The sequence below is a fragment of the Mesorhizobium sp. WSM4312 genome, assembly GCF_002294875.1.
In the GTDB taxonomy this organism is placed as follows: Bacteria; Pseudomonadota; Alphaproteobacteria; order Rhizobiales; family Rhizobiaceae; genus Mesorhizobium.
The window spans coordinates 105908-119727 of sequence record NZ_NSFU01000016.1; the positions used below are offsets into that span (position 1 = coordinate 105908).

A 13820-nucleotide genomic window follows, 5' to 3' on the forward strand; every position below is an offset into this window, starting at 1 on the left:
CGACAGTGGCGATGGCTGACGCTTCAACGAAACGGGGTCTTCGACGTCTGCTGCCTTCGCCGATGCTTTGCGAAGTGGCATAATGTTTCGACGCACGCAGGCGCGGGCAGGGGATGTCAGTCATGAATCTCCTGACTGGCGCGGATCAGGCCGATTGGCGGGATGAAAGATCATACGACTACACCGCTGGCCTGACGCTGCGGGAGTGGGCTTGGGAGTTCTTACGCCGCAATCCAGCGTTCCAGCGCGATCTGACCGCTGCGCGCCAGCATTGCAAGACTTGGTCTCTCCAATCCTTTCTCGATATGGTCGCGTCGGCCGGCGACCTGTCACGCTGGGGTGTTCTGTTTCGCGGAGTCTTGTGGCCGCGCTTCGGTCGTATTCTGGTGTCCGCTCTGGTGCGTCCATGTGCTGCCGGTCATTGCGGAACGGTTGCCTGCCTCGTCGCCGACACCGCCGTTCGAACTCTCGGCATTGCCCTGTCGTGCAATCGTCCTGCTGGCGCCCGACAAGAGCCAGCATGTTCTTCTTCGCAATGCGGACCACGCGCTGCAGCTCGCCGTCTCGGGCGCGAATATCCTCCACCCTGTTTGCCTGCATACGCAAGCCATCTGGCCCGCGGTGCTTTTAAAGCATCGACTGAGGGGACTGGAGTGCCTCAATGCTCTCAGTCTAGGGCAACAGTTGCCCCCCCGCTTGTTTGCGCCGGAAAAGCGCGGCGTTCGTTTGTCCTTCGTTCTTCGTGCGCTCGACGGTTCGCTCGCCGGAGCACCTCATCGCGAGCTCGCCGAAGTTCTCATCGGTCAACGGCGCGTCCATGCCGACTGGGCGGATCCTCGCGATCATCTGCGCGACCGCATCCGTCGGGCCGTCTCGCGTGGCCGCGCGCTCATGAATGGTGGCTACAGAGATTTCCTAATTTGAAAAGCGACAGTCCGCGCTGTGCGTCGGTGGATGAACGTTCGCTCGCAGCTGTACCCGTCACCAACAGTTCGCCCGCCGACAGGACTGCATGGCGCCTTGCAAGTGCGCTCTGGTCTAGCTTGTCGATGCCGAAATGAGATGGGCGAGGGTGCCAAGGCGGTGGTTCATTAGGGCCGGCCTCGACCTGGACGCACATCATTGGTCGGAAAGCGGCGTGCACCGCAATGTCGCCATAGCAGCCAAGATCCTTTGAGGCCGGACCTGCAGTCCTGTTGGACCGGCGGGTGCAACAATATGGAGGGATCTGAGGCCTCACACCGTTCCCTGGTCGACAGCTCGGTCAACATAGCACCCACCGCTTGATTATGGAAATGGTGTGCCTGGAGTGCAGCGAGTAGCGGCTTGCTGCGCACTGTCCTAAGAATAGCAGTCATGACCCGTCTGGGGTTCTGCAACACGACGATTCAACCGCTTGGGCATTGTCGCATATCCCACAATGTAGAATGCGCAACAGGGCAAAAGCTGATCCATCGGCGGTTTATCAATGCTTTTTGGCTTGGCACGGCACATGCAACGCAATCGGCAAAAGGCGCACGAACTGAGTGGCCCATCGGCCCTAGGAGCGCTGACTTATGCCCTCCCAAGGCATGTCCGGCCCGACAGCGAGCTCAGTCTCCTGCCGGGCATCCGTGTTTCAGGTCAACGGCGTTTGGAACTTCCAATTAGGTGGCGGCATTGACCGCAGGCCGCCCCCCGGTGGGGCGGAGAGACAGTGCAGCAGGTTTCAAATCCCGCCCATGCAAAGATATTTCATTTCCAGATAGTCCTCGAGGCCATGACGGGAACCCTCCCGCCCGATGCCGGATTGTTTGATCCCGCCAAACGGTGCCGCCTCCGAGGACATGCGTCCCGTGTTGATGCCAACCATGCCATATTCCAGAGCCTCTGCCACACGCCAGACCCGCTTCAGGTTTGAGGCATAGAAGTATGCGGCGAGGCCGTATATCGTGTCATTGGCCTCGCGCACGACCTGATCCGCATCGTTGAAGCGAATGATCGGCGCGAGCGGCCCGAATGTCTCCTCTTGCGCGACTGCCATGACGCTGGAAATCTCGGTGAGGACCGTGGGTTCGAAAAACGTGCCATTCTTGCCGATACGCTGGCCCCCGCATCGTATTGTGCCGCCTTTCGCAATGGCATCTGCGACGTGAGACTCGATCTTGGCCAGAGCATGCTTGTCGATGAGCGGTCCGATGTCCACTCCGGCATCGAATCCGTCGCCAACCGACAAGTGCCGGATTCTTTCCACGAATTTCTTGACGAACTCATCGTGAACGCTCGATTGGACGTAAATGCGGTTCGCGGAAACGCAGGTCTGGCCGGCATTGCGGAACTTCGCCTGGACCGCACCGTCAACAGCACCGTCAATGTCGGCATCATCGAAGATGATGAAAGGTGCATTGCCGCCGAGTTCAAGGCTGACCTTCTTGATCTGGTCAGAGCACTGACGCATCAGCAGCCGTCCGACCTCGGTCGAACCGGTGAAGCTGATCTTTCGAATCTTGGAATTGGTGCAGAGTTCACGGCCCACGCGATCACCTTCGGACGCATAGATCAGGTTGACCACGCCATCGGGAAAGCCGGCCTGATGGGCGAGGGCGAACATTGCGCCAGCCACGAGCGGCGTCTGTTCAGCGGGCTTGAGCACGATTGTGCAGCCCGCAGCCAAGGCCGGCGAGATTTTGCGCGCCACCATGGAGGCCGGGAAATTCCATGGCGTGATCGTGCCAACAACGCCGATGGGCTGCTTGATCACTAGCATTCGGCGGTCTGTCGAGGGTGCCGAGATCGTCTCGCCATAGACGCGATTGGCCTCCTCGGCATACCATTGCAGATACGCCGCCGCATGCGATACCTCTGAAATGGCTTCGGCAAGCGGCTTGCCCATTTCCGCAGTCAGAATCGCGGCGAGATCGCCTGCATGGTCGATGATCAGCTGATGCCATCGCCAAAGAACGTCGCTACGTTCTCGGGCCGTCAACGCGGCCCATCCCGACTGCGCAACATAGGCCTTGTCTACCGCAGCACGTGTCTCCTCCACGCCCATATCGGGAAGCTCTGCCAAAACTTCGCCGGTCGACGGATTGACGACCTCGAACGTCTTATTGCCAACTGGTCTGCCGAGTGCCGGCAGGCGGTCGATGGCTCCAAACAGGTGCGGGGATTTCAGACGGCGGATCATCGGCAGGCACAGGGGCAATACCGGATTCCTCCTCAACGCAGCGAACATCCAGGTCGACAGGCCGTCAGTGTGTATTCTGCACCAGTGGGTTCGTCGTAGGGCCTCGGCAAAGCAGCTGGTAGACCACGCTAGCCCGATGAAAAGACAGCAGTTTCGTTAGTTTGAGTGCCCGCGGTTCATCAATTGATGGATTAAGCAGTCGGATGTTTGCTTCATCCACCATGCCTGCTGGTGGCATGCGACTGAATTCTGCAAAAAGGCGGCATACATGCTGAGGAGCGCCATTTCGGCGAGAGGCCGCCGGACCGCCAATGCCGCGCAAGGTCGGCGAAAACGACTCCGCGCGTCTGCATGATCTGCTTGGCCCACGGGCCTCCACATTCGCTCTTCCCACGAGAAGCCCCGATGAAGAAGGAAGGTGAGATGAGTTTCTTTACTCATCCTTGCCGCCCAGCGGCGGGCCGACCACCAAAATGGCGGGCTCGGCCGAAAGCAGCTTTTTGGCCGCCGCCTTGACCTGTTTGAGCGTCACCCGACCGATGCTGCGGGCGCGACGCTGGTTGTAGTCGACGTCGGCCTTGTGAATCTGCAAATCCAGGAGCCGGTCTGCAATCGAGCGGGTCGAGCCCAGTTGGTCGATGGCATAGGCGCCGATCAGGTGCTTCTTCGACGCCTTGAGCTCGGCCCCGGTCGGTCCTTGCTGCGCCATCTGCTTTACCACATCTCGCACGATGCTCAGTGTTTGGGCAGCGCAGTCCGAGCGTGTCTCTGTCGTAACCAGAAGCGAGTCAAGGGTTAGTTCAGAGCTGACGTGATAGGCAAGGCCGCGTTTTTGACGTACCTCCTCGTAAAGGCGGGAAGTCAAGTATGAGCCGCCAAGGATGTCGTTCAGCAGCACGGCCGCGTAGAAATCCGGCGCGCTAGGCTTCACGCCAGGCCAGGCCAACGTCAGCGAAGTCTGCGGCAGGTCGTAGTTCTCCTCCACCAGTTGACCGAGTTTCGGCGCGACATCGTAGACGGGGACGAGGGTTTGTTGCTCAGGCAAATCACCAAACAGCTGGTCAAGCCTTTCCCTCAACGTGTTCGCGTCAATGTCACCCACCACGGCAATATGGAGCCCGTCGCGAGCGAAAATGGCCTGGTGGAAGGCGCGGAGGTCGGACGGCGTGATGCCGGGCAGGCTCTCTTTTGTGCCTTCTCCCAGCCTTGAACAAGGATGCGCGCCATAGATCGCGCGCAGCCATTTGCGCTGAGCGATGGCGTTAGGGTCTCGCTCGCTGCCGACGATGCGGGAGACAATCTCGGCGCGGACGCGATCGATCGGCCCCTGCTCGAAGCGCGGCGCGTTCAGCGCGAGCCGAAGCAGGCCGAACGCCGCGTCCTGCTTTTTGGAAAGCATGCACATCGATCCGTAGATGTCGTCGCTTTGCGCGTCCAAACTCATTTCGGCGCCGGCATGGTCGAGCTTCACCTGGAAGGCACCGCTGTCGTAATGGCCAGCGCCTTCGATGAACAGGCCGGCCATCAGTTTGGCCATCCCCTCCTTCCCGACCGGGTCCTGCTTGGTGCCGCCCTTGAAGGCAAAGCCGATGTTGACGATTTCCACTGTGTGGTCCTCCACCAGCCAGGCGATGATGCCCTTTTCGGACTTCACCTCCTGGATGTTCATCGCAGCATGGGGCCGAGCGCCGAGCGTCATCTCTTGATTCTCCGTCTTGGGCAAGAGATAGCCCGTGGTCGAACGGTCGAACGCGAGATAGCGGGCGGCAACTGCTTTGATTTGCTCGGGGGTAACCTTGCGGATGCGATTCGGCCGTTCCTCGACATCCTTCACGGTACCGCCGGTGGCCAGCGTCGAGCCGTAGATGCTGGCGAGCCAGTCCAGGTTGTCTTCCGCAAAGATCATATTGAGCAAATAGTGGTCCTTGGCCTTGCCTAGTTCCTCGTTGCTGACACCATCCTCGGCAATGCGGGCAACTTCGGCAGCGGCCGCCGCTTCGAGATCAGCCAGCTTGGCATCGCCGCGCGGTGCGCCATAGATGGCGAACTTGGTGTCGTCGAGCATAGTGCCCTGGAAATAGACGCGGGCGCTGGAAGCGATACCTTGCTGGACAGCGAGCGCCTGGTAGAGCCGGCCGCGGTTACCGCCGCCGAGAATTTCGGCCAGCAGGTCGAGCGCTTCGGCCTCGCCCGGCTTGGCGGTGTGGTAGGACGGCACCACCCACTGCGTCGAAAAACTGGGCACGCTGACGCGGGCGTCTGAGAGCGTGACGGTGCGCCTGGTGTTCTGCTCGGGCTCAACCGGCCGGATGCGCGGCGGCAGGTCAGGTCCGCGCGCCACCTTGCCATAGGTCTTTTCGGCCAGCGCCCGCACCGTGTCCGGTTCGACATCGCCGGCCACGATCAGCACGGAGTTGTTGGGCCAGTAGTACTTTTCATAGAAGACGGTGGCGTCGACGCGGTTCAGCTGCTCGATCTCCTGCATCCAGCCGATGATCGGGATGCGATAGGGGTGGTTCTGCCACAGCGTCGCGTCGATCTCCTCATGGAGAACGTCCTGCGGGTTGGTGTCGGTGCTTGAGCGGCGCTCCTCGATGACCACATCGCGCTCGGTCTTGACGACATCGTCGGTCAGGATGAGGTTTCGCATTCGGTCGGCCTCGAAGCTCATCATCAGCTCGAGCGCCGACGGCGCCACTGTCTGATAGAAGGCGGTGTAGTCGGAGGAGGTGAAGGCGTTGTTGGAGCCGCCGATCTCGAACACTGCGCGGTCGAATTCGCCGCCCGCATGGTTGGTCGTCGCCTTGAACATCAGATGCTCGAAGAAATGGGCGATGCCGGATTTGCCCGGCGGCTCGTCGGCGCTGCCGATCTTGTACCACACCATGTGGGTGACGATCGGCGCCCGGTGGTTGGGAATGACGACCACCTCCATGCCGTTGTCGAGCACGAAATCCCTCGCCTTGCCGTCCTCCCATGCGACGGGGATCGGAGCCGGCCCCGCGCCGACCAACTCGGACGCAACGGACGTCCTGCGAAGCCCATGAGTGCGGGGCTTGCTTGGTAGTTCTGGTAGGGAGAGTGGGGTTATGGGCTGCGTTCCTGGCAAAGTGATCTGTTCCTCATTTTGAAGGATCTATGTCTCCCGAACGCCTATTGGGAGAAAGTGGATCGGCACGCGACGCCGAGCCACATGAGCCGTCAGCGTGTTGCTGGGCCTGACGCGAGCCTCATCTTTGGATGCGTCCGGGAAACTTTCGGCATGGTGAGGCCATGGGAAGTCTGCTCGTTATCCATTGGGTGTTTGCGGATACCTGAGCATGCCCCGTGCCAAGTAAGAAAGCCCCGATTCGCAAGGTTTGATCCAACCTTGATACTTGCGATATCCGACATTGTCGGGCATCCGACAGAAAGCGCCTTTCGCCGGCGCGCCGGCTATGACGCTCGCCTCCTCCGGCGTGACGACGATCCTTTGGCGGGCGCCGCGCACACCGATCTGCCCGCCTATCAGCACCGCGACATCGAAGGACAGCGCGATCGTGACTGGATGGGTCTTACGCAAACATGCAGCAGTGCCACCGCGATCAGGACTTCATCCGCCCCACAAAGACCCGAGCGCGAGGGACGACGTGTAAGGCAACATGTCATCCTCGATAATGATGCCGCGCATAAAGAGGTAAGGTCCCTCGTCGTACCGGCGAGCCCCTTCGCTGGGTCTCGCGAGGGTCTGGTTTGCGAACGTCGACCGACAGCATCACGGCATGGGCGGCCCCATCGGTAGGCAAGCATTGACCGTGCCATCAGCGTTGAGGCAGCGCAGAGCCCAATTTCCCGGTGCCAGCCGGTACGTTGGAGCTTCAACTGTGGCCAGCCAAGCGGGCCGAGGCCGTGAAACTCCTGATACCCTGGACCGTCCGGATTGCAACGCACGACGCCTTGGTCTCGCGCCAACGTCCATTGACGCTCAGCGAAGCATCATGCGGACGAGCTGGGAAAGCTTGGCCGGGCCGGCGCCTTCCCAGGCGCATGGGACGCGCGACGACCCATGTGGACCTTGGATTTCACTACGCACTTACGCTGCTTTGGCCTTGTCAGCAGCCTGAGCATAAAGCGTGCTCAGCTTTCAGGGCGAGCCTCTTTCATGTTGATAGCATCTGTCGTCATTCAGGATCGCCCCATTTTCGCATGCCGCTTGCAGCTTTCAGACTGTTGTCAGCCAGGGCCGCCATAAAGGGTCTCGTTTAACGCATTCGGGAGGCTTCATCACTCGACCACATTAATTTCGGGCCGTTCGCCGGCGCTCCGAATGGCACTTAACACCAGATCCTCTCCAAACCCGTGATGATCCAAGAGGAAAACGAAAAATCCCTAAATCATAAAAAAGCACCGATACGGTCGGCTCCAGGCTGATGAAATTGCGGTCTCACTGGCCACGCACGATACTTGCGATGGCGATGGCCATTGCAAAGGCCGGTCAAGCACCCAAGACGCTGACAAGCACGCCTCCGACCAAAGCTCGATCGTTGGCAGCCTTTCTAGCCGTATACTTGGGGCATTTTGGGACGGCGATCCGGACGCCGATTAAAACCTGCCGGTCGTCTAAATGGAATGGTTGGTCCGGGTCCTTACTGGACCTGCGCCAACCCGATCGGGCCGGCGCACAGGGGCACCCAGACAATTGGACACGTCGCCTTTGCGCGGCGGCTTGCACTTTCTCGGATGGCCTTTTTTCTCCCCGGGCGAAATCGAGCGAGCGGTGAGGCGGAGCCTTCGATTTTGCCGATCATGTCGTGTCGCTTCGATCGAACTGCTCAGACGATGATAGCGGCATTGATTGCCGCGGCCGAAATGCGTTGTGTGAAGTACGATTTCTACGCCGTATACATACTGCCGTACAGTTCGCCCTGTCAGCAGCCTTGCCAGCAATCCGCCCTGTGTCCAACTGTCGTCGAATTCACCGGTGTCATTGAGGAATTCGTATGATCGCCTCGAAACCATCATTGCGACCGCGGGCGGGCGACGCAAGCTCTAGACTGCCACCGATCCGCTGGATAACCATGTTAGCGATATGTAGACCAAGGCCTGAGCCCGCAGCAGGAGTAGCACCACGACTAAATCGCTTTGTAAGCCCTTCGAGGTCGGGGAGGGGCACCACCGGTCCGGCGTTTGCAATAGCGATGGTTCCATCAGTTTGGACGGAAACTGTTGTCGGAACAGTGGGCAGTCCATGTATCAGCGCATTCTCGATCAGGTTACGAAGGAGGATCCCAAACGCATCGACATCCACTTTGCGCATCAAAGTGGGGCAGCCGTCGACGTTAAGATGCAGGCGTCCGGCATATTGCGGCTTTTTCCTCAGGTCATCGATTTCCAGCCGAACCGATCGGACAAGATCGATCGCGTGATCCGCCATGCCAACCCCCGATTCGGCTTGAGCGAGCTGAAGCACTTTTTCGACAAGGCGGCCAAGGCTCGACAGCGCTTGCTCGATGCCGCGCGCACGCATTTTGGCCGACCCATTGGGAAGCTCGGCCACTAATCTCTGCATCTGAGCGATTGAACCTGCGATCGGCGTGCGCAGTTCATGCGCACTGTTTGCGGCGAACTCGCGTTCGGCCTCGAGAGCCGCCCGCAGACGATCGAGAAGCCGATTGACGGATGCCGCGATTGGAGCCAACTCTGCCGGGAAATCGCCCAAGTCCATTGGTGACAGATTGCCGCCGTCGCGCGATCCGATCTGCTGTCGCAGTACCTCGATTGGCCGCAGCGAGCGCCGGATCACGATCCACCAAACAGCTAAGCTAAAGGGCAGGAGCACGAGTGTCGGAAGGAAGACAAAAAGTGCGCCCTTCGCGATTGTGGTACGGCGGCCATCAAGCGGTTCGGCCAACTGATGATACACGCCGTCTTGGATCTCCTCTGTGTAGACGCGGTAATCAGCGTTTCGCCAAAAGCCGTTACTCAGGGGAGCATCAGGGAAGGGCTGCTGACCCTCTTCCGGTTCAGAAATAAGCACTACCCCGTACTTATTAATAACCTGCTCACGATAGGTCCAGTACTTTTCATAAGTTGGCAAGTGGTTATTGTATTGATCAACGTGTTTTCCATTCAAGACCTTGATCAGCTCTGGTTCTCTGTACTCTGCGCTCCCCTGGAGCAAGTCATCCGAACTTTCGTTTACATTATTGCAAAAAATGAACGCAGCAATGGTTGGGGCGGCGATCCAAACCAGGAGCGTTGCCCCGCCTAACCACGATATCAGCTTTCTCGTCATGCTGTTCGAGTTCGTCATGTGACCACGAGCCTGTATCCGGAGCCACGCACGGTTGCTATTCTATCCCCGCCGATCTTCTTGCGGAGCCGGCTGACATAAACCTCCACTGTGTTGCTCTCGAACTCCGAATTGAATGAATAAAGCGCGTGCTCGATCCTCCCCTTTGAAACGACCGAACCGGGCCGGCGTAGAAGGCAGTCGAGCACCGCCCATTCGCGTCCAGACAGGTGGACCTCCTGCCCGTCGCGGAAGAGGCGTCGCTCGGCTGCCTGTATGGAAAGCGTCCCAACCGAAAATTGCGGCTCCGGAAAATGCCCTTGGCGACGTGCCACTGCACGGATGCGTGCCGAGAGTTCCCCCAGATCGAACGGCTTGACCAAATAGTCGTCGGCGCCAGCGTTGAGCCCCTCGATGCGATGCGAAATCCGATCGCGGGCTGTCAGAATGATGACCGGCGTTGTATCAAGCCCCTTGATCAGCTCCCGCAGATAGTCGATGCCATTGCCGTCCGGCAGGTGAACGTCGAGCAAAATAACGTCGTAGCCGGCCACAGCTGCATGACCGCGCGCTCCGGACAGGCCCTCGGCCCAGTCGACCGCGTGGCCACCAGCCACCAAATGATCGTGCACAGCACTTCTAAGGTCGTCGTCGTCTTCAATGAGCAGTATTCGCATCAGGCTGCCGAGCTCCGGTATGAGGGCAAGGCTCCTGCCTTATTGATCGAAGCTGACAGTAGGCTGAACCGGCGCCAGCGAATATCTGGGGGCTTTCAGGCTGCTGTCAGCTACAATTGCAAGAAAGGGGTCGTTAACAAAGCCAAACGAAGAGGCCTTATGAAACCCCTCCTGATCTCGGCACTTTTGCTCAATGTGACCACCGGCGGCTGTACACTGGTTGGCGGGCAATTCGACGTGGCGGTCAACGAATGGCAGCCGCGCCACGCGTCAATGTCCAGGCTTGAAACTGACAGGTGTCTTAAATACGAGGGCACCGTAGCGGGTGCCTCCAGTTATCGAACAGTGCCTAGCAGGTCAGAAGTGCACTTTGACCATAGGGGTCGTCCGTATTTTCGGCGCTCGCGAACAGAGTCGACGGTCAATCGATGCGCCACTGCCAGAGTCTGGAACGGTCAAGTGTTTGTTATCCCCCGTCCGGGCCATATTCTCTGCCGAGGACCAAGAAGGCCCTATTTTCGGTGCCCACGAACAGAGCCAACGGTCAATCGATGCGCCACTGCCAGGGTCTGGAACGGTCAAGTGTTTGTGATCCCCTGTCCCGGCCGTGTTCTCTGCCGAACTCGCCCTTGTAGTCGGCACACCAAAGATCGTTAGGGCGACAGCCGTTTGAAAGTGGTGTCCCCGTCGCCCTGTTGCGCCTGCGCTTGCGGCGCTCGACCATGCCGTGGCGGTCGAGCACGGCATGCACGGCCGAGATCGCGGGCCGGTGCACATCCGGATACAGCCGGGCCAGCCGCTCGCGTATCTTCGGCGCACCCCATGTCGGCTTGTCTTGCTTGAGGCGCACAATCAGCTTCTCGATTTGAAACGGAAGCTGATTGGCGTGGCGATAGGGCCGCCGCGATCGGTCCGTCAGCCCTCCAGGCCGCTGTCGTTGTAGCGCGTGAGGATCTTGTAGCCGGTCTTGCGCGAGATATCGAACTCCCGGCAAAGCACCGCCATCTTCTCGCGTCCAGCAGCCGGGCGACGAACTTCAGCCGCTCTTCCATGACGTTACACTCCTTCCAAGGCACCTTGCTCTCCTTGCAAAGGGCCGAAAGTGTAACCCATCTATCCGGAATGAACTGTCACCCATCTCTCGGGAAGGAAAGTCATGGCCAAGGCAACTGGAAGCCGAATTTTCTTTTAGAGTATGAATCAGCGCCGTCTGCCGAAAAGCGCGTCCACGATCTTCCCTTTTGAAACGACCGTGCAGGGCTGGGGCAGACGGTAGTCGAGCACCGCCCATCCGCGTCAAGTCAGGTAGACCTCCTGCCCGTCGCGGAAGAGGCGTCGCTCGGCTGCCTGTATGGAAAGCGTCCCAACCGAAAATTGCGGCTCCGGAAAATGCCCATGGCGACGTGCCACTGCATGGATACGCGCTGAGAGTTCCCCCAGATCGAACGGCTTGACCAAATAGTCGTCGGCTCCAGCGTTGAAGCCCTCGATGCGATGCGAAATCCGATCGCAGGCTGTCAGAATGATGACCGGTGCCGATTCAAGTTCCTTGATCAGCTCCCGCAGATAGTCGATCCCATTGCCGTCCGGCAGGTGAACGTCGAGCAAAATAAGGTCGTAGCCGACCACAGCTGCATAATCGCGCGCTTCGGACAGGTTCTTGGCCCAGTCGACCGCGTGGCCACCAGCCACCAAATGATCGTGCATAGCACTTCCAAGGTCCTTATCGTCTTCAGTGAGCAGTATTCGCATCATGCTGCCGAGCTCCGGTATGAGGGCAAGGCTCCCATCTTATTGGTCGAAGCTGACAATAGGCTGAACCGGCGGCAGCGAATTATTTGGGGAGCTTTCAGGCTGCTGTCAGCTACAACTTGCAAGAAAGGGGTCGTTAACAAAGCCAAACGAAGAGCCCCTATGAAACCCGTCCTGAACTCGGCACTTTTGCTCAATGTGACCCCCGGCGGCTGCATCAGCAAATTGATTTGGGAAACAGGCGCGCCGGTTCTAATGACCGACGCAGGCCGAGGTCTGGAGCTGGACCAGCGAACGGCGTCTTCGGTTTTTCAGGCAACAGCCACATGGAAGAATATGATTGGCTCGACCATGCGCCGAGCTTTGTCGAACGGATTGGTCGCGGGCGCACTACCACAGATTATGGCAGGTTTACGCCCTGGCCTTGACACCCGGGGTGATCGTCACCGGCGGAGCCGCGGCGTACTGATCGGATATCTAACGTCGCTGAGTCTCTCGTCGGTGCAGTGGATCTCTCGGCTTAGCCATCATGCAAAAAACGACGGTTCCGCGACACCACTTTTCAGGTCCGTGACACAGGCTTTGTGAGCCGATCTGTTGTTCTTACCCCAGGCTAATGGCTGAACAGCTCTGTCGCCGGCTCGATGCGCCAGATGGCGCGATGTTTTGAACCCTTTCACGAGGCGACGGCAGCAGCCGACCGGCTCTCCTATCGCGGCTCCCGCGATCCACACACCCAACAAGGGAATCTACCATGGTAATGAAGGCACCGGTTGCCGACGCTAGGAATGGGTCGGTAGTAGATCGGCTGGTCGGCATCGACCTCGCTCGGGGCCTGGCTGTCTTCGGGATGTATGCCGCCCATCTCGGTCCCGACCCCGGCGAAGGAGGACTAGTCGGGTTTCTGATGGAACTAACCCATGGGCGGCCGTCGGCCCTGTTTGCCGTATTGGCCGGTTTTTCAATCCTCCTGATTACAGGTCGCAAGGCGCCGAAGTCGGGGATAGCCGGTAGACAGGCCATCGCCAGAGTCGCAATTCGTGCCCTTGTTTTGCTCGCGCTTGGCTCAATCCTGGGCTGCCTCGGTACCCAGGTCGAAGTCATCCTAGAATACTACGGAATTTGCTTCTTGTTGGTATTGCCGCTCCATCGGCTCAGCGCATATCAGCTGGGCTTGATCGCTGCCGCTACGGCATTAGTTCTCCCGCAAGTCCGTTCCTCCCTTCTGTCGGTTGCCCCCAACCTCCTCGACCCGGTCTTCAACCTCATGGTCAACGGCTACTATCCCGCGGTGACCTGGGTTCCTTTCCTCATCGCTGGCATGGCCATCGCGCGCCTTAATCTTAATACGCTAGCAGCGCATTGGCGCCTTGGTCTGGCGGGGGTCGCGCTGGCCGTGTTGGGCCATGGGGGATCCTTGCTCGCGCTGAGTTCCCGCGCTTTGACTGAAACCTCCTTGTGGTGGTCTGACGTTGACGGCGCTTTTGAGCCTTCCAAGTCGTCATTTATAGTCAAGTCGTCATGGATAGCCGCACCTCATAGCGAAACGACGCTTTCGATCGTGGGCAGCACCGGTTGCGCAATGATCATCTTGGCGGCTTGCATGCTCGCTGTGGATGCGCTCCCGCGTCTGCGAAAGCTGGTCTGGCCAATAATCGCAGTCGGCTCGATGTCTTTGACGGCCTATGTGCTGCACATTGCGGGAATAGCCTATCTTATGAAGATAAACATTTTCAAAGACGAGAGCCTGTCCACGCTCTTTGGCTTCGTTGTGGTTATCAGCACTTTTGCGGTGCTTTGGCTGCGCATCTTCCAGCGAGGACCGATGGAAGTGCTGATGGGTAGGGTCGCAGATCTCGCGCGTCACATCCGCTGAGCACCGCCGCGCCCCGGCCTCCCGATCACATTACGGACAAGGTGGGGCTTTGTCCAAAGCTTGTTCGCGGCAGGGGAG

7 protein-coding genes and 2 pseudogenes are annotated in these 13820 nt (G+C 59.2%); 2 read left to right on the forward strand and 7 right to left on the reverse strand.

Going from position 1 to position 13820, the window contains the following annotated elements; all coding sequences use genetic code 11:
• Positions 1-408 precede the first annotated feature (408 nt).
• Positions 409-924, forward strand: coding sequence for a DUF2285 domain-containing protein (locus CK228_RS25840; RefSeq protein WP_224570032.1), 516 nt, complete (start codon positions 409-411; stop codon positions 922-924).
• Positions 925-1708: 784 nt separating this feature from the next.
• On the opposite strand, the gene CK228_RS25845 is transcribed toward CK228_RS25840, so the two are convergent.
• The 7 genes and pseudogenes from CK228_RS25845 to CK228_RS25880 all read right to left on the reverse strand — a co-directional run bounded on the left by CK228_RS25845 (position 1709) and on the right by CK228_RS25880 (position 11869).
• Complete coding sequence (locus CK228_RS25845; RefSeq protein WP_095769043.1) at positions 1709-3184, reverse strand: NAD-dependent succinate-semialdehyde dehydrogenase; 1476 nt, start codon at positions 3182-3184, stop codon at positions 1709-1711.
• Positions 3185-3599: 415 nt separating this feature from the next.
• Positions 3600-4865 (reverse strand): pitrilysin family protein, encoded by a 1266-nt coding sequence (locus CK228_RS25850; RefSeq protein WP_128311092.1) that lies wholly within the window; start codon positions 4863-4865, stop codon positions 3600-3602.
• Between the two features lie 9 nt (positions 4866-4874).
• Positions 4875-6179, reverse strand: a pseudogene (locus CK228_RS25855) (pitrilysin family protein); the annotation flags it as partial.
• 1950 nt (positions 6180-8129) lie between these two features.
• Complete coding sequence (locus CK228_RS25865) at positions 8130-9458, reverse strand: HAMP domain-containing sensor histidine kinase (protein WP_063169275.1); 1329 nt, start codon at positions 9456-9458, stop codon at positions 8130-8132.
• Positions 9455-10114 carry a response regulator transcription factor gene (locus CK228_RS25870; RefSeq protein WP_024505389.1) on the reverse strand — a complete coding sequence of 220 codons (660 nt, stop codon included), beginning with the start codon at positions 10112-10114 and terminating at the stop codon, positions 9455-9457. The genes CK228_RS25865 and CK228_RS25870 overlap by 4 nt, the downstream gene beginning before the upstream one ends.
• Before the next feature lie 619 nt (positions 10115-10733).
• Positions 10734-11166, reverse strand: a pseudogene (locus tag CK228_RS25875) (helix-turn-helix domain-containing protein); the annotation flags it as partial.
• Between the two features lie 244 nt (positions 11167-11410).
• Complete coding sequence (locus CK228_RS25880) at positions 11411-11869, reverse strand: response regulator transcription factor (RefSeq protein ID WP_224570033.1); 459 nt, start codon at positions 11867-11869, stop codon at positions 11411-11413.
• A 751-nt stretch (positions 11870-12620) separates the two neighbouring features.
• On the opposite strand from CK228_RS25880, the gene CK228_RS25885 reads away from it, so the two are divergent.
• Entirely contained in the window at positions 12621-13742 is a 1122-nt protein-coding gene (locus CK228_RS25885; protein ID WP_063169274.1) for a DUF418 domain-containing protein, read from the forward strand.
• Positions 13743-13820 lie beyond the last annotated feature (78 nt).